Consider the following 17,527-nt stretch of genomic DNA (forward strand, 5'->3'; position numbering starts at 1 on the left):
TTGATAGTAAAGGAAATCAACATGAAAAAGACTCTTATCACTCTTGCTCTAACCATGGTATCGAGTGGCGTATTTGCTCAAATGGATAACTCAAACATGAACCACGAAAATATGGAGCATGGTCAAATGGATCACGGTTCCATGAACATGGATAAAATGCCGATGGATCATGGAAAAATGGACCACGGTAAAATGGATCATTCTGGTATGAGCGGCATGCCAGGCATGTCAGCGGTTGGTATGCCTGCAAATGGCGCAAAACCAGACAAAGTCGTTCATGTACTCTTAACGGATGATATGAAAATTACATTCAAAAAAGACGTGACAATAGAACCGGATGATGTGGTTCAATTTGTGGTAATGAATACAGGCAAAATCAATCACGAATTTACCATTGGCTCAGCAGAAGAACAGCTTAAACACCGTGAAATGATGAAAACCATGTCTGGCGATCACATGCATGACTCCGGCAATGCTGTCACTGTTGAACCAGGCAAAGCGAAACAACTCCTGTGGCACTTCCATGGCGATAAAAATGTAGAGTTCGCGTGTAATATCCCCGGACATGCAGAAGCCGGCATGGTCAAAAAAGTGGAACTGTAGTGAGACCGGATTAACGCATTCATACGGTTCATAGACGTTAAATGTAAATACAAAAGGAGCTAATATCAGCTCCTTTTTATTTCGCCCCAAATACTAGATTATCGCATCACAAACAGCTCTTCATGATAGTGATGTTCTGTATCAAAACGATATGCCTCTAACTCTTTTTTCAGGGTTCGAGAAAATACCTCCGGTCCACAGAAATAAAACTCATAACGCGATAAATCGCCGCATTCCTTCGCAATTTGTTCAACATTAAGTCGAGGTGAAATCGCAGTATCTATCACGTTCAGTTTCACTTGTGCCTGACGCGCAGCATTCCACAGTTCATCCACTAAATGACTATCTAAGCCACGTGTGCAATAAAACAAATGCACTGGCGGATGTCTTTTTAACGCTTTCAATGAAGATAAGATAGCAAAGAACGACGCTATCCCGACACCACCAGCAACCCAAACTTGCGGCTTGTTGACATCAAACTCTAAACGCCCATACGGTCCTTCAACAACAACCTCATCACTCGCTTTCACACGCTGGTACAAATTGGTCGTGAAATCGCCTAGCTCTTTGATCAAAAAGCGAATCTCTGGATCGTGCTCACCTGAAACAATCGTAAACGGATGCGGATCTTCATTACCAAAACGAACATAAGCAAACTGCCCGGCTTTGTGTCCTTGCCAAGGTTTTCCTTTACCGTTATTGCCTGGCGCCAAAACCAGCTCCATCACTCGCGCTTGAGGGAAGTAGCGAGTCGACACCACTTTGGCGGGATAGCGATTCGCTCGTCCGACAAAGCCAAACAAGCTATAAACGGCAGCCGCAGAGCCCATCAATGCAAAACCTAAAGCGACAAAATGAATGGGATCGCCCCAGTACGCGTGCTTGATCAGCAAAACGGAGTGAACAGCAACCATCAGATACACCACCGCCATTAAACGATGGGACAACTTAAACGGTTTGTATTTAACAACAGTCCAGAGTGACACTGCCAGCAATGCCAATAGCAAATAAAAGCCCCACTCACCTAAATCCAAGCCTACATCACGCAGTTCTTTAACCCATAACTCCAAACCAACGAAGTTATTGCCCGATGGCCCTGCTCCAGTGTGTTTTAGTGGTTTTTCCAACCAACCAGCAGCAACGAGCCACTTTGGAACTTTATACATAAGCCAATGGATCACACCCAAACTGACACCTGCTATGCCTAGCCACTTGTGCACTCGATATGCCTTGTCCATACCATGAACCCATTGCTCTATTACAGGTAAGCGCAGCGCCAGCACCATCGCAATAGACATCAAAGCTAACGACAAAACACCAGAATATTGAATAAGCGCGGAGCGCAATTGGAAGAATTGGGTCGAGGAAAGCAGTTGCGGTTCACTCATCCACCACAACACAGACACGGCGGCAATTATCATCCATACAAAATTTCGTACAGTTTTCATGAACATCACTCTCAAATTGACGACAACTCTAGTTTAGTTTTTCTAGCGTAATGCAACGTCAATATTCGTAAAGTTGAGTAAAACCACAATATACCTAAGGTCAATAACAAACTTGGAGGTATTGCGCAGAATCCTACAAAAAATCGACATGGATTTAACAGTGGTTAGAGTATTCGCTCGTTATAGTTTGCGTAACATCGCCACAGTGCGAACCAAAACCAAAATGAAGAACACGACGCATGAAAAAGTTATTTTTGTTGGCTGGGCTAATGGTTTGCTCAACCCTAAGTTACGCTTCCCAACTGAATGAAGACATTTCTCTCATCGAACAACAAACCTCAAGCAGAGTTGGGGTCTCGGTTTGGGATACGCAAACCGATGAGCGCTGGGATTACCGCGGCGATGAACGCTTCCCACTCATGAGCACATTCAAAACCTTGGCTTGCGCCACAATGCTAAGTGATATGGACAGCGGTAAGCTAAGTAAAAATGCGACCGCGAAAGTCGATGAGCGCAGCATCGTTGTGTGGTCTCCAGTGATGGACAAACTCGCAGGCCAAAACACACGCGTAGAACACGCTTGTGAAGCTGCGATGTTGATGAGTGATAATACTGCTGCCAACTTAGTATTGAATGAAATCGGCGGCCCTAAGGCCGTGACAATGTTTCTGCGAACTATTGGTGATAAAGCAACGCGCCTAGATAGATTAGAACCACGTTTGAACGAAGCGACACCGGGAGACAACCGCGACACAACCACACCTAACGCCATGGTAAACACTCTGCGAACCTTGATTGAAGGAGAAACGTTGTCTTACGAGTCTCGCGTGCAATTAAAAATCTGGATGCAGGACAACAAGGTTTCAGACTCGTTAATGCGTTCAGTATTACCAACAGGTTGGTCTATCGCCGACCGCTCTGGTGCGGGTGGTCACGGTTCGCGCGGTATTAACGCAATCATATGGAAGGAAAACCATCGTCCTGTTTACATTAGTATCTATGTCACGGAAACCGAGCTATCACTTCAAGCCAGAGACCAGCTCATCGCGCAAATCAGTCAGTTGATTTTACAGAAATACAAAGATAATTAATTCACTGCTTACGTATTTACTTTCCTAAGTTCACCCTCTTTGCCCTTCTCTTCCCTGAAGGGCTTTTCATTCTTTGGTTCTACCTCAAAAACACCCCTTATTGAGTAATGACTTACTTATAAATAGGTATAACATTTATTCATTTAGGCGTGAGTTAACGCCCACATTAAGCAATTGAACACACATAGATGGCGATAAATAAACCATAATCTTACGTAGAAACGCATTTTTCTTGAAAATAGCTTCGTGTAACTTATTGTTGGTATTTGCAACATCGCAAGGAGATGTCTATTGAGACTTGAAAGAACTTTTAACCCTGATGACTTATCGATGCAGAACATGGAAAGTCCGATCTGTATGCCGATAGGGTTTGTTCACTTTTTAGCTCAATCGGAAACATTGCAGCAGGTGCTCGATACAGTCGCAGAATGGATAAATCGTATATTCAATTCCGACCGCGCGAGTATCACGCTTTATGAAAATGATGATCATCTAAAGGTCTACTCTTTCTCTGGTAATAAAGCGATTCCGGCTGAATTCTTGGTACCTATTCACCGAGCTTTTGTTGGCCGAGTGTTCAAAAAACAACAACTGATGATCTGTGACGATGTCACTCAATCTGATGAGGTCGATTGTGTGATGCTGGCATCCAATGGCATGGGGACGTGTATGGATGCGCCTTTAATGCACGGTAAAGTCTGTTTGGGCACGCTTAATGTTGCACATCATCAAACGCACACTTATACAAACGAACAAGCGGCACAGCTTCAGTGCATCGCTAACTGGATTGCTTTAAACATTGCTCTTCATATACAAATTATGAAAATGGAGCATCTCGCCACAACGGATGATCTGACTGGCATTCCAAACCGCAGAGAATTCATGCGACAAATCGAAAGCCGCTTGACTGAATACCGTACCCAAGGCATTGACTTCCATGTTGCTATTCTAGATTTAGACAACTTTAAGAGCCTTAATGATCGGTTTGGTCATGATGCTGGCGATAAATCGCTGATCCATGCAGTCAACACCATTCAAAGTCATCTACTTGACTGTGACTTACTTGCCAGAGTTGGCGGTGAAGAGTTTGCCATCGTACTAAGAAGCCGCTCATCGCAAGAAGCCCTAAACACATTAGAAACGATTCGCAATGCGCTAGAAACTACGACGATTCAACACTCAGGTCGTGATATGAGCTTTACCGCTAGTATTGGTGTAACTCAAGTCTGTAGCTTGGATGACTCGTTTGAACCACTCGTAAAACGCGCCGACTTAGCCCTTTACAAAGCCAAAGAAACCGGTAGAAACCGTGTTGAGGTTCATAAAACAGAAGAAAACTAGAAAAGAGAGTGATAAAAAAGGTAGCGACTTGTTGCGCTACCTTTTATAAATTCTAACCCGCCTAAAATAAGTAATACGAACTTTAAGCCAGTTTAGAAATAAGAGTGAGCAAATTTAATTATGCTTTCTTAAGATCTTTAGCTGGGTAAGTTAGCGTTTTCTCGCCTGCTTTTACGTGTGTGTAAAAACCGCCACTGCTTAAACCTGTAACAACCATTTCGCCAAGATCGATACCTTTAGTCGCTACTACTACGTCACCGATTGAAAACATATTGAATACCTTGTTTATTTAGATTAAGACACTAAGTCGTTGCGCGGTATTTAATATGATATTAGGCAAACCACCTAATCGAATTTTTTATCGTAAAGATTAATTTTTATTTGGCGTGAACTCTAAGTTTCCATATTGAAAAAACCACAATATTTCCCAAAAACAGATGCGCTATTCTTGTTAAATACGTTAAGATTTTCTAGCATCAATTGCGGAGGTTTACTCCGCCTCATTGGAGATAAATGATGAAGAAAGGCCTAAAAATGCGTGCACTAGAACGCTCTGATTTGCGCTTTATTCACGAACTAAATAACAACCGAAATATCATGGCCTACTGGTTCGAAGAGCCTTATGAATCTTATGATGAGCTCGAAGAACTTTACCGAAAACATATACATGATGACGCAGAAAGACGCTTTGTGGTTGAAGATGAAGACGGCATAGTGATTGGATTGGTCGAACTTATTGAGATCAACTACATTCACCGAAGCGCTGAGTTTCAGATAATCATCGCCCCAGAGCATCAAGGACGAGGTTATGCGACAGAGATGATTAATCGAGCATTGGATTACTCCTTCTCGATTCTTAATCTACGTAAAATATACTTATTGGTCGCAGTGGATAATGAAGTCGCTATTCATTTATATAAGAAATGTGGTTTTATTGAAGAAGGCCATTTAGTAGAAGAATACTTTATTAACGGAGCCTATAGCGATGTTAAGCGTATGTATATATTAAAACACCAATATCAGAAAAAGATCGAAGAAAAGAACGCGATTCACTAATTTATTCCATCAAAGTAAAAACGCAGCCATCGTTGCTGCGTTTTCAATTTACTCAAATTGATATTGGTAAGATAATGCGACGCGCCTATCTGCCTCATCTAAATACGTGTTGTTGTCCATGACAAACGTCATTACGTTAAACGAGTGACGTTTATTCACGAGATAACCAAGGCCGATACCACCAAAGAAGCCTTTGTAGTTCTCTCCTTCACTGTTTTCTGAGCCGTAAGTGCCTGCTGCGAAGCTGATTAACGTCAGTTCTTTGGTAAACGATTTCAGCGCAAATGCACCAACGTAACCGCTGCTGCCTGAAGAGCTCATCATATTGAAGCCATTCTCTGCACTTGGAGTGCCCGTAAAGTTAGGCTCGCTACAGTGGCTACTTTCTGCGCCGTCACAAACAGGAACATCACCAGTGTTGTACGTATAGCCTGCCATTGGGAAAATTTGGAAACCTGCTGGCTCAATCCCGAAATAACTTAGCGGCATAAAGGTACCAACACTGTAGTTGGTTTGATCCGCGCCGTTTACGTATTCATTTTTACCGAAGTTGAAGTTCACGATACCGACCGGAAACAACCACGAGCCACCAATACGCCACTCGCTCGCATCATCATTGATACGCAGGTTCATTTTGCGCGCTTGGTCAAGCGCAAGTGAGCCCGAGAATGAGATGTTTTGATCATCAAAATCGTAGTTGTTTGCGTACGACGCGCCAAATTTCGTAATGACTTTTGTTGGGTCATCCGCCAACTTGTTTTTATTGTCTTTTACTCGGTGCTCGGCACCATGAGCCAGCGTACTGACCAACAAAGTCGTACACACTAACGCTAGTTTATTTTTCATTTTTAGTCCTTTGAGATGTTGAATACCCGCACTTAGCCACGCAGATACTTTTTAAATCATCACTCACTGGGTGTGACAGAAGCGCCCTAACTACCTTAGATAGCGTGACAGCATCCAGTGCAGGTAGTTAGGGTAGAATGGCCTGTAAGGAAGGCGTTTTAGCGATTAGGAATGATTAGTTTTTCCAGTTGTAGCTCATGCTCATGAAGTACAGAGCAGGCTCATCAAAGCCAGCTTGTAAGCTTGGCGTTTCTGACGATTCCATCAAGATCGCTTCAAACGCGAAACCAATTGAGTTTTCTGAATCCAATGTGTAATCAATGCCTGTACCAATGCGGTACGCCTTGCCAGTAGGAACGGTAATATCACCGTTTGATTGGCTCTCATACATGCTGGTATCGAATGCAAAACCTGCATTCCACATCATTTTTTCATTCAGTTTGTACTGAGTACCCAATGCGATTTGGTAAGTGTCTTGTGTCTCTACGTTCAGCGTGGTTGTGTATTCGCTCCAGTCTTGCCAGTTCACGTTCCACATCACCGCTAGGTCATCATTCAATTCGTGGTAAGCACTGAAGATAAGTTGTTGTGGAGCAATGGAGTTGCTGTTGTCGAATTCAAATTCGGTTTCAGAAGAGTAAGACAGACCAAGACGCGTGCCTGGTGTTGCCTCATAAAGCACACCTACTCGGCCATTAACCTGAGTATTTTGGTCTTCGTCTAAGTATTTTTTATGCACGCCAGAGCTAGCCAACGTCCCTTCTACTTCATACATACCGTACTGAATACCAAGCCCCGCACCCACAGACCAGTGATCATTGATGCGGTAAGAAGCGGAAGGTTGAATGGTCAAGGCTTGCGTCATTGCTGTAGGAATATCTAAATGATTATCCAAAAGACCTTCGTACTCGAGGCCAAGACCGTAGTTGCCATATAAACCAATACCCAGCGTCCATTTGTCGTTCACTTGTTGGCTGTAAAATGCCGACGCCATAGGAACAAAACCAATCACGTTGCCAGCATCGCCAGTCATCGTGTCTAGTTGCGCGTCACCGTAAAGGCCAATCAGGTTACCAGAGAAAGATTTACCAGAAACATTCGCCAGACCAGCCGGGTTTGCAGCCATTACTGAGGCATCTTGCGCACGAGCCGCCATACCAGCGGATGCCAAACCAATATCCGATGCTGTTGTTTCGTAAAGGTATAACCCACCCGCTTGCGCAGCAGCACACGTCAGTAGAGAGCTCGCTACGACGATTTTTGAAAGATTTTTCATGCTAAAACCTATTATTGTTTGGGGAACCCACGCTGCGACGGTGGTTGTATATCAATGAAAGGCATTGGCCAATCGCATACAGCGTGGGGGTGTTGTGGAGTCAGTCGGTTGAAATCAGCGTTATTGCTCGCTCACCTCAAGTTCAGTGGGTTTCTTTCGCTTAAACTTCTCGCGCAGAGATTGCATCATCACGAAAAACACTGGCGTCAGCAACGTGCCTACAAACGTAGAAAGAATCATGCCGCCGAATACCGCAAAGCCCAGTGAGTGACGAGATGCCGCACCAGCACCCGATGCAATCACCAACGGGAATACCCCCCAGATGAAGGCGAATGCGGTCATCTGTACTGCACGGAAACGGATTCGAGCAGCTTCTTTGGCAGCATCAATGATTGATAACCCCTTTTCTTCTCGCAGAACTTTGGCAAATTCCACGATAAGAATCGCCACTTTGGCGGACATACCGATCAAGATGACCACACCAATCTGCACGTACAAATCGAACGGTTGTCCCACCAGTAATAACGTCCCCATTGCGCCGAGAATCGCGACTGGAACCGCCATCATTACCGCAGCAGGAATGGTCCAACTTTCGTACTGAGCCACCAAGAACAAGTAGGTGAACAGCAAAGACAATGCGAACGCGATTGGTGCCATGTTGCCTGCTTTCATCTCTTGGTAAGTCATGCCTGACCACTCGTACGAGTAACCACTTGGCAAAGATTCAGCAGCCAGTTTTTCAATGGCTTTTACGACATCACCCGAGCTGTAGCCTGGCGCTGGCGCACCGTTCACGGTTGCAGAACTGAACATGTTGTAGTTCGACAAGGTATCAGGGCCGAAGATCGGCTTCACTTTCACTAGCGTTGCCAGTGACACCATTTTTCCAGAGCTTGAACGAACAAACAGATGGTTGATGTCGTCGATGTTGTCACGGTATTGCTCTTCTGCTTGCACTTTCACTTGGTACGAACGACCAAACAAGTTGAAGTCAGAAATGTAGGCACCGCCCAACTGTGCTTGCAGTGTGCTGAAGATTTCATTCAACGGTACGCCCATCGAAATCGCTTTATCGCGGTCAATATCGATGTAACGTTGCGGAATGTTCGCACGGAAAATCGAGAACGCACGCGCCACTTCAGGCAGTTGATTGATTTGGGCAACAAAATCAGCGGTTGTTTTTGCCAACTCTTGTGGAGAACGGCCCAAGTTGTCTTGCAGCACAAGGTTGAAACCATCCACCGCACCCATGCCTTTGATTGCCGGCGTCGCGAAAACGAACGAAGCGGCATCTGGCGTTGAGTTCAGCATTTGGTTAACTTTATTCATCAATGCGCGTTGGTGTAGCTCAGGGTCTTTACGTTTGCTCCAGTTATCCAGTTTGATGATCAACATACCCGAGTTTGGAATCGACGCCATGTTAATTACCGAGAAGCCCGCAACCGAAACCACGTTCTCCACACCTTCCATCTGTTTTAGCTCATCAACGTACTTCTTCATTAATGGTGCAGTACGCTGCAATGCTGCTGCGTCTGGCAAACGCATTTCGACCATGAACACGCCTTTATCTTCGTTCGGTACGAAAGAAGAAGGTACGGTCATGAACGCAAACGCCAGCACCGCAATAAGCGCGCCATACACAGCGATACTCAGCACAATGCGGCGGCTCAAGAAGCCAACTAAACCTTGGTATTTGCGCGTTATTGCTTCAAAACCTCGGTTAAACGCACGCAAAGGTGCAATAGGTTGCGAGTGAGTTGATTTCAACATCAACGCACAAAGCGCTGGCGTTAACGTTAATGCGTTGATCGCAGAGATCAGCACCGACACACAGATGGTGACCGCGAACTGGTTGAACATTCGACCAGAAATACCCGGCAATAGCGCAACCGGTACGAATACCGCCAACAAAATAAGCGTTGTTGCCAATACTGGCCCCGTCACTTCTTTCATGGCTTGGATCGTGGCCGGAATCGGGTCTAAATGCTCTTCATGGATAACCCGCTCCACGTTCTCCACCACGATGATCGCATCGTCCACCACGATACCGATGGCGAGGATCAAGCCAAACAACGAGATCGTGTTAATGGTCATGCCCATCACGCCCATGATTGCGAACGTCGCAATGATGGAAACCGGAATCGCTAAGGTTGGAATGATGGTCGCTCGCCAGTTCTGCAAGAAAACATACACAACGAAGGTGACAAGAAGTACCGCAATCACCAGTGTCTCGTACACTTCATCAATCGACGTCTCTACGTATTCGGTAGAGTCATACGCGATGTCGTAGACCAAATCATCTGGGAACGATTTCTCGTACTCTTTCATGGCCTCTTTCACGCGTTCCATCACGTCTAGCGCGTTCGCTGTCGGCAACTGGTACAAGGCCAGAACGGCGGCTGGTTCGTTATTCATACGACCATCAGCTTCGTAACCTTGTGCGCCAACTTCCACACGAGCCACATCTTTCAAGCGAATCAAAGAACCTTTCTTGCTCGCACGGATGATGATGTTCTCGAACTCTTCCGCAGAAGTAAGGCGGCCTTTGGTTTGCAAAACATATTGATATTGCTGTTCACCCGGAGCTGGCATACCACCGATCTTACCCGCCGCCACTTGGATGTTTTGCGTTTTAATTGCGCCAATAACATCACTAGCGGAAAGCTTCAAGGTGGCCAGTTTATTTGGGTTCAACCAAATACGCATTGAGTAGTCTTTCTTACCCAGCAGCGTAATGTCACTCATACCTTCGATACGTTTTAAACGCTCAACAATATTGAGATCCGCATAGTTAGAGAGGTAGATACTATCGTAAGACTGTTTCGGGGAACGCAGTGTAATAACGCCCAACATGTCAGAAGATTTCTTCTTAACCGTCACACCGATTTGGTTTACTTCTTGTGGGAGAGAAGACGTCGCTTGCGCCACCAAGTTGTTCACACGAACTTGCGCCATATCGCCATCTGCGCCCACTCGGAAATAGATACGTAGTGTGTATGAACCATCGTTACCAATCACAGAAGACATGTAAATCATGTCTTCAACGCCGTTGACTTTGGCTTCTATCGGCTGTGCAACCGTCTTTTTAACCACGTTCGCGTTTGCACCCGGATACATGGTGCTCACCGTAATTACCGTCGGAGAGATTTGAGGATACTCAGAAATTGGCAAGACTTTCAGGGCGATCATACCCATCAATGTCATCGCCAGTGAGATCACCAAAGCAAACTTCGGCCGGTGAATGAAAAATTTACTTAACATCAGTACTCACTCAGCCTTGTTCACTCTGTAGTTCAACGTCTTTCACCGTTGCACCCGGACGCACTTTTTGTAGACCATTGACGATGACTTTTTCGTTAGCCGCCAAACCAGTCAGCACAGCACGTTTCACACCGTAGGTCTGACCGAGTTCAACGTTACGACGAGACACCACGTGATCATCACCAACCACCATGACGTAGTCACCCGCTTGGTCTTGCTGAACAGCCGCCGATGGGATAAGCAAACCATCAATAGTTTTGTTGCGCAGCTTGATGGTCAAGTTGCCATATTCACCCGGCATAAGCGCGTAAGTTGGGTTATCGAATTGTGCTTCTGCTCGAATTGAGCCTGTTTCTAAATCGATCTTGTTGCCAACAGCGTAGATCTTGCCATCAAGTGGATACAATGAGCCGTCTGAAAGCGTCAGTGTTAAATCAACATCCAGTTTGTCATCGTTACGATGAGCCACATCAATGGCACTTCTTACTCGGCGGTAGAGCTTCTCATCTACATCAAAGCCAAAGCGAATTGGGTCGATTTGAGTGATCGAAACAAGAGGAACGAGTTGAATTTTCGAAATACGGTCACCCACTCGGAAGTTGCTGAAACCCACGCGGCCAGAGAAAGGAGCACGCACAGAGCTAAATTCAAGATCGAGCCTTGCTGAAACCAGCGTCGCTTTCGCCTCTTCTACCGAAGCAATCGCTGCGGCGTGCACAGCAATGGCGTCATCGTATTGCTGTTCACTGATGCTTTTATCTTTGATGAGTTTCTTCACACGTTCTGCATCACGCGTAGTTTGAACGAGTTGTGCTTTTGCTTTTTGCAACGACGCTTTTGCATACGTCAGTGCCGCTTTGTAAGGACGGTCGTCGATTTCAAACAGCAATTGGCCTTTTTCGACCATATCGCCATCTTTAAAATGAATCGCGGTTAATTCGCCACCGACTCGAGGCATAATATCAACGTCATTTACCGCTTCAGTTCGACCGATAAAAGTATGATAAGGAGTGATTTTTGTTTCGGTTAGGGTAACGGTTTCAACAGAGGGTGCTTGGGCAGTTTTCGTTGCGATATCGCCAGTTTTGCATCCTGATAGTAATGCAGAAGATATAGCAATAGATACCAACGCAAATTTATATTTGGCTTTCATGATAAACCTACTTTATGTAGAAAGTGCCCTAGCCTAAATATTTAAATATATGGATAAACACACTTTCTATTCTGGAAATAAACGAGGGAGTTAGAATTGGTAGTTAAATTCGATACGGTGATCACCATCACCGAAATTAACGTGCTCATTCCAGTTTGCAAAGTAACGAATATTAGCGCGAGGATTAATTTGATAAGACAACGCAAACTCATGAGTTAAGATATTATCTTCACCCGCGTAATAAGTATCTTTATATTGACTAGACCCTGATAATGTATGCATATACATTGGGTTGTAGTTAATCCAGATTTTATCGGTTAATTCAATTTTTGAGTACATACCGACAACGGTGAAAGTACCTGGAATTTCATAACCTTTGTCATCACCACTAAAACCATTAGCAATAGTGACACCCGCACCAGCTAAAGGAAATAACTGCAACATACCAAACTTAGGTAGGCCTTGAATAAAGCTATAAGATGCATCTAATTTATCGTTATCAACATCGTAGTTTACATCCAATTGACGGCCTAGACCTTTTGCGACTTCTACTTGGAAATTACGTAGTCGGAAAGAGTCAATGCTGTCATCAACATTGGCATACATTGGATCGTCATTGTCGCGAATGCCAAATAGCTCACCACCAATGCCTTTCATTTCGATGATGTTCATCGCCATGGTGCCAGGCTGGCTAGATTGGTAAGTTTGACCGATTTTGATGTTCGCGCCTTTGTCAGTAATACCAAAGCCCGCTTGGGTGTAAACCGCAAGTGGGTCAGACATATCTTGTAGTTCTTCGTCATTATTTGTCTGAGCATAAGCAGAAGACGCGAGTTGAAGGGCTGCTGCCATGATAACAACAGACGGTTTCACTAAATTCATAAAACTGTATCCATTTTAATGATTATAAAATTATTCACGTCATGAGGTCATCATAAATAGCAAGCAACACAACTCGCTTTGGATAATATAAATTATCAAAGCAAATTTAATAATGACGAAACATTAGACGTTTTAATTAAAATAAAATAAAGCGTCGTAAAAGTTCAATCACTGCTACTTATATCTTATATAACTTGAAATTTGGTAAGCTTTACGAAGAAGGGAATATTAAAACTTATGAAAATTCAATTATCATTAGAACAAATGATTAATTAAATTTACCATATAAATAAGGAGTGCAATGGTGTTAGGTGATCGCGATCAAGTTTTATTTGTATCGTATATTACTCTTCAGGTAAAGAAGAGAGTTGTAATAAATTGCAAATACCTTAATTTAATTAGCCTTGCGGTCAATTTAGAATAGTTACTCCACAATAAATTGAAAGGAAATCACACTCTGTGATTCCCTTTTATTTTCGAGTGCAAAAGCACCAATTCATTTCGTTAACTAAAAACGCAAACGATTCGCACTATTGCAGTTTCTCTATCCCCATATTGAACAGTGCAAAGCTATAAATATCTGCATTTGTCTCAATTATTTTACGCGTTGGTGTGCCAGCACCATGTCCTGCATTGGTTTCGATGCGAATCAAGGTCGGATTTGAACCCGCCTGTTTTGACTGCAACTCAGCAGCAAATTTATATGAGTGAGCAGGAACAACACGATCATCATGATCACCCGTTGTAATCAATGTTGCTGGGTATTCCACCCCCGCTTTTACATTGTGCACTGGCGAATAACCTTTCAGATATTGGAACATCTCTTTACTTTGCTCTGCCGTACCGTAGTCATACGCCCAACCAGCACCTGCGGTAAAAGTATGATAACGCAGCATGTCCAGTACGCCGACTGCTGGCAACGCCACTTTAAACAGCTCTGGACGTTGCGTCATAACAGCCCCCACTAACAAGCCACCATTCGATCCACCGTTAATGGCTAACTTGTTTGATGACGTTACCTTTTCATCAATTAGAAATTCAGCCGCAGCAATAAAGTCATCAAACACATTTTGCTTTTGCATTTGAATGCCAGCGTTGTGCCACTCTTTACCATACTCCCCACCGCCACGAATGTTCGCTACCGCGTAAACACCACCAAGCTCCAGCCAAGCCGCACGTGTCGGGCTAAAAGATGGTGTGAGGCTAATGTTGAAACCACCATAACCATATAGGATGGTTGGTGCGCTGCCGTCCATCGGTGTCCCTTTTTTATAGGTGATGATCATCGGCACTTTTGTTCCGTCTTTTGAGGTGTAAAACACCTGGCGAGATTCATACAAAGCAGGGTCAAATGGCGCTTTAGATTTGTAGTACACCTCGCTATCACTATCTTTGATGTTCAGACGATACGTAGTGCTTGGCATCTTGTAGTTGGTGAAAGAATAGTAGACTTCGGTTTCTTCTTTTTTACCCGAGAAACCGTATGCGCTGCCAATATCAGGCAATTTGATTTCTCGGATGAGTTTGCCGTTCATGTCGTATTGCTTCACCATCGAGATCGCATCAACAATATAGCTCGCAAACAAGTTGCCACCCGCGGTAGAAACACGTAACACGTTCTTTGTTTCAGGGATCAAATCTTTCCAGTTTTTGGGCTGCGGCTGACTCGCATCCACCGTCACGACGCGTTTGTTCGGCGCATTAAGGTTCGTAACCAAGTACAGTTTCGTGCCTTGGTTGTCTATTACCCAAGTATCAGAACTGGTGTTATCTAAAATGGTTTTCAGCGGGCTGTTTGGCTTACTCAAATCTTTAAAGAACAGTTTGTTACCCGATGTCGATACGCTGGCTGAGATAAACAAGTAGCGTTCATCATCTGACGTATAGCCGCCAACATAACGGTATTTCTCTTCCTCAAACCCGCCGAAAATCAGCTGGTCTTCACTTTGTTTCGTCCCAAGCTTATGAAAGTAGAGCTTGTGTTGATCTGTCTTCGCGGAGAGTTCACTCCCCTGTGGCTTGTCATAACTCGAGTAATAGAAACCTTGATTGCCGAGCCAACTGATGCCGCTGAACTTAATATCCACCAGCGTTTCACCGACGGGCTTTTTGGTTTCTGTATCTAACACAATGACTTTGCGCCAATCGCTGCCGCCTTCCGAAATGCTGTATGCGACCAAAGAACCGTCTCGTGAAAAGCTCACTCCCGCTAACGATGTGGTGCCATCCTCACTAAAAGTATTTGGATCGAGAAAAATTTCTGCTTCACCATCACCTAGCTGCCGATAAAGCACGTCTTGGTTTTGTAACCCGTCATTTTTGTAGAAGTAAGTGAATTTACCCTCTTTGAACGGTTGGCTTTGTTTTTCGTAATCCATGAGCTTAGTAATGCGCTCTTCAATCTGCTTGCGGTAAGGGATTTTCGACAGATAATCAAACGTCACTGCATTTTGTGCCTTCACCCATTCTGCGGTTTCTGGGCTGAGATCGTCTTCCAACCAGCGATAAGGATCACTCACTTTTGTACCAAAGTAGTCATCGACAACATCCACTTTTTGTGTGGTTGGGTACGTGACGGCTTTCGGATTTACCTGTTCAACCGACGACTGCGCCGCTTCATTTGCATGCGCCACAGACAACACACTTCCGAGTGCGAGAGCCGTTGCTAATGCTAGGGTGTTCTTTTTCATGAAATTCCTTTTTATTTTTCTGTTGTCTTTTTGTGCAATACATCAGAACTCTACTATATATCGACAAAATGAATCTAATTTCATTAAACGAGTTGTGAAAGCCATCCTAACTCCCTCATTTCCTGCGAATTCTACATATCGGTAAGTGGAAGTGTAGAGCTTAGGAACAACGCTGAAGAGCTACGATGGCGTTTACTCTCTTTCGTTTAATTCAGTTCGATTTGACGCAAAACCCCAGACTCAGAAGCGAAATCTTGGTCGTGACTAATCAGAACAAATCCACCTTTGTATGCATTTAACGCCTGACTAAGTATTATTTTTGAATCGAGATCGAGATGGTTATCTGGCTCATCAAGCAGCAGCAAAGGCTGGGAGTGTTGATGGCTGACGATCAGCATTGCGAGCTTCATCTTCTCGCCACCGCTTAGTACGCATCCCAACCGAAATACAGCGTCTCGACGAAAACCGATCCCTGCCAATAAGGTTCTCGCTTCACTTTCCGTCATCTCTTGGCAGGTCTCCATTACGTTCTCAAGTAACGAAAGATTTGGATTCACTGCGCCAAAGTGTTGGTCGAGATAATACAAGGGTATATTCACTTGCAGCTCACCACTCAGCAACGACAACTCGCCAAGCAACGTCTTTAACAAGGTTGACTTTCCGCAGCCATTTTTCCCTTTGAGATGGACTTTATCGTTCGCAAAAATCTGCAACGTGATAGGAGTAGAATCCCCAAAAGGCAATGTACCTTCTTGTATCGACAACACTTTTCTCGAACGGTTCGGATTATCTGCAAGATAAAGCTTCTGCGCTTTGAGCTGCTCATGTCGCGATTGCAACGCCTGTTCTTTGGCTTGTAAATGCACTTGTCTGAGTTGCTCATTCTTATTGCGACTTGAGGTGCTGGCGGTCGCGCTATCCTTTTTGCCATCAAGCAAAATTTTGGGCTGACTGCCGTCTTTGCGCAGTTTGTTCCCTTGCGCGGCGCGTTGGTCTGCTTTTTCGCGATTTTTCTGGGCTTGCTCAGCTAACCGTTTTTTGTGTTTATCGACCTGCGCTAACTGCCTTTCGACCGCTTGTAGCTCAGTGCGTTTTTGCTCGGCATACACATCGTAATTTCCCCCAAAAACTTGTAAGCCTAAGCCCGATAGTTCCCAAATTTCCTCCATTGCTCGCAGCAGCTCACGATCGTGACTGATGAGTAAAATCGCGCCGCCGAAATGCGTCATAGACTCTATCAGCCATTGTTTCGCCTCGGTATCGAGGTGATTGGATGGCTCATCGAGAATCAGAAGCTCCGTTTCGTTTTCAAACAGTTGCCATAACTGCAAACGCGCCAACTGACCACCACTGAGCCGAGCACATGAGAAATCAGGGTCTTGCGGTAATCCCATCGCAGCGAGCTGCTGTTTGAGTTTCAATTCAATATCCCACTGCTCGCCAACCAGTTCGAACCAATGTTCAGAAACATCACCTTGTTCAATCTGCTTTAAAGCATGAAAGACCGCATCTTTGCCCAGAAACTGGGCGATCGATTGCTGACCTGAAAGCAAATCAGACGGCTGCTGGCGATACATCATGAAAGAAGAGGGAGAAGTCACAACACCGCTGGCAGGCTGAGTTTCTCCCGCCAAAATGGAAGCCAAAAGTGACTTACCGATGCCATTGCGCCCAACCAAACCAACACGTCGTTTAGTCATGGAACAAGAAATAGACTGGAATAGCGTCTCGCCATTATCAAACTGATGGCTAACATTAAAAGCTTGTAAAACTGGCATAATTTGCCTCCTGTATGACAGGGACAACAGCCGTAGCTATGATTTGAGATTGCAACAAAACGCGTGCACAAACGCATTAAGCTCTATGTAAAGCTCGACGAT

13 protein-coding genes are annotated in these 17,527 nt (G+C 44.6%); 4 read left to right on the plus strand and 9 right to left on the minus strand.

Annotated features, from left to right (window positions below; translation table 11 throughout):
• The first annotated feature begins 21 nt into the window (after positions 1–21).
• Positions 22–603 (plus strand): cupredoxin family protein, encoded by a 582-nt coding sequence (locus L3V32_RS11970; RefSeq protein ID WP_053313544.1) that lies wholly within the window; start codon positions 22–24, stop codon positions 601–603.
• 98 nt (positions 604–701) lie between these two features.
• Here L3V32_RS11970 and L3V32_RS11975 read toward each other — a convergent pair whose 3' ends face one another.
• On the minus strand, positions 702–2,051 hold the full coding sequence (locus tag L3V32_RS11975; RefSeq protein ID WP_237284366.1) for a ferric reductase-like transmembrane domain-containing protein: 1,350 nt from the start codon (positions 2,049–2,051) through the stop codon (positions 702–704).
• A gap of 239 nt (positions 2,052–2,290) precedes the next feature.
• Here L3V32_RS11975 and blaCARB point away from each other — a divergent pair, with 239 nt between their 5' ends.
• Together blaCARB and L3V32_RS11985 are read left to right on the plus strand one after the other, a co-directional pair.
• Positions 2,291–3,142, plus strand: a complete 852-nt coding sequence (blaCARB, locus tag L3V32_RS11980) for a CARB family carbenicillin-hydrolyzing class A beta-lactamase (RefSeq protein ID WP_065645751.1) — start codon at positions 2,291–2,293, stop codon at positions 3,140–3,142.
• 291 nt (positions 3,143–3,433) lie between these two features.
• Positions 3,434–4,483: a sensor domain-containing diguanylate cyclase gene (locus L3V32_RS11985; protein WP_006742172.1), complete on the plus strand. Its 1,050-nt coding sequence runs from the start codon at positions 3,434–3,436 to the stop codon at positions 4,481–4,483.
• A gap of 118 nt (positions 4,484–4,601) precedes the next feature.
• Here L3V32_RS11985 and L3V32_RS11990 read toward each other — a convergent pair whose 3' ends face one another.
• Entirely contained in the window at positions 4,602–4,754 is a 153-nt protein-coding gene (locus tag L3V32_RS11990; protein WP_005375418.1) for a hypothetical protein, read from the minus strand.
• Positions 4,755–4,999: 245 nt separating this feature from the next.
• Here L3V32_RS11990 and speG point away from each other — a divergent pair, with 245 nt between their 5' ends.
• Positions 5,000–5,539 carry a spermidine N1-acetyltransferase gene (gene speG / locus L3V32_RS11995; RefSeq protein ID WP_041853120.1) on the plus strand — a complete coding sequence of 180 codons (540 nt, stop codon included), beginning with the start codon at positions 5,000–5,002 and terminating at the stop codon, positions 5,537–5,539.
• Positions 5,540–5,587: 48 nt separating this feature from the next.
• Here the strand turns inward: speG and L3V32_RS12000 are convergent, their stop codons facing one another.
• From L3V32_RS12000 to L3V32_RS12030, 7 genes are all read right to left on the minus strand, one after another.
• Positions 5,588–6,385, minus strand: a complete 798-nt coding sequence (locus L3V32_RS12000) for a hypothetical protein (RefSeq protein WP_237284367.1) — start codon at positions 6,383–6,385, stop codon at positions 5,588–5,590.
• Positions 6,386–6,560: 175 nt separating this feature from the next.
• Positions 6,561–7,661, minus strand: coding sequence for an OmpP1/FadL family transporter (locus L3V32_RS12005; RefSeq protein ID WP_237284368.1), 1,101 nt, complete (start codon positions 7,659–7,661; stop codon positions 6,561–6,563).
• Between the two features lie 120 nt (positions 7,662–7,781).
• On the minus strand, positions 7,782–10,922 hold the full coding sequence (gene vmeQ / locus L3V32_RS12010) for an efflux RND transporter permease subunit VmeQ (protein WP_237284369.1): 3,141 nt from the start codon (positions 10,920–10,922) through the stop codon (positions 7,782–7,784).
• A 10-nt stretch (positions 10,923–10,932) separates the two neighbouring features.
• On the minus strand, positions 10,933–12,075 hold the full coding sequence (gene vmeP / locus L3V32_RS12015; protein WP_237284370.1) for an efflux RND transporter periplasmic adaptor subunit VmeP: 1,143 nt from the start codon (positions 12,073–12,075) through the stop codon (positions 10,933–10,935).
• Between the two features lie 90 nt (positions 12,076–12,165).
• Entirely contained in the window at positions 12,166–12,957 is a 792-nt protein-coding gene (locus L3V32_RS12020; protein WP_021450687.1) for a hypothetical protein, read from the minus strand.
• A gap of 530 nt (positions 12,958–13,487) precedes the next feature.
• Positions 13,488–15,647, minus strand: coding sequence for a prolyl oligopeptidase family protein (locus tag L3V32_RS12025; protein WP_237284371.1), 2,160 nt, complete (start codon positions 15,645–15,647; stop codon positions 13,488–13,490).
• A 206-nt stretch (positions 15,648–15,853) separates the two neighbouring features.
• Positions 15,854–17,425 (minus strand): ATP-binding cassette domain-containing protein, encoded by a 1,572-nt coding sequence (locus tag L3V32_RS12030; protein ID WP_237284372.1) that lies wholly within the window; start codon positions 17,423–17,425, stop codon positions 15,854–15,856.
• Positions 17,426–17,527: the final 102 nt, after the last annotated feature.

It is taken from the genome of Vibrio sp. J2-4 (assembly GCF_021728155.1).
GTDB lineage: Bacteria > Pseudomonadota > Gammaproteobacteria > Enterobacterales > Vibrionaceae > Vibrio > Vibrio diabolicus.

Bases quoted from the DNA above. Each gene is read 5' to 3' on its own strand.
- L3V32_RS12005 (WP_237284368.1), bottom strand. From the start codon at position 7,661: ATGAAAAATCTTTCAAAAATCGTCGTAGCGAGCTCTCTACTGACGTGT.
- L3V32_RS11970 (WP_053313544.1), top strand. From the start codon at position 22: ATGAAAAAGACTCTTATCACTCTTGCTCTAACCATGGTATCGAGTGGC.
- L3V32_RS12020 (WP_021450687.1), bottom strand. From the start codon at position 12,957: ATGAATTTAGTGAAACCGTCTGTTGTTATCATGGCAGCAGCCCTTCAA.
- vmeP (WP_237284370.1), bottom strand. From the start codon at position 12,075: ATGAAAGCCAAATATAAATTTGCGTTGGTATCTATTGCTATATCTTCT.
- L3V32_RS12025 (WP_237284371.1), bottom strand. From the start codon at position 15,647: ATGAAAAAGAACACCCTAGCATTAGCAACGGCTCTCGCACTCGGAAGT.
- blaCARB (WP_065645751.1), top strand. From the start codon at position 2,291: ATGAAAAAGTTATTTTTGTTGGCTGGGCTAATGGTTTGCTCAACCCTA.
- L3V32_RS11975 (WP_237284366.1), bottom strand. From the start codon at position 2,051: ATGAAAACTGTACGAAATTTTGTATGGATGATAATTGCCGCCGTGTCT.
- speG (WP_041853120.1), top strand. From the start codon at position 5,000: ATGAAGAAAGGCCTAAAAATGCGTGCACTAGAACGCTCTGATTTGCGC.
- L3V32_RS12000 (WP_237284367.1), bottom strand. From the start codon at position 6,385: ATGAAAAATAAACTAGCGTTAGTGTGTACGACTTTGTTGGTCAGTACG.
- L3V32_RS11990 (WP_005375418.1), bottom strand. From the start codon at position 4,754: ATGTTTTCAATCGGTGACGTAGTAGTAGCGACTAAAGGTATCGATCTT.
- vmeQ (WP_237284369.1), bottom strand. From the start codon at position 10,922: ATGTTAAGTAAATTTTTCATTCACCGGCCGAAGTTTGCTTTGGTGATC.
- L3V32_RS12030 (WP_237284372.1), bottom strand. From the start codon at position 17,425: ATGCCAGTTTTACAAGCTTTTAATGTTAGCCATCAGTTTGATAATGGC.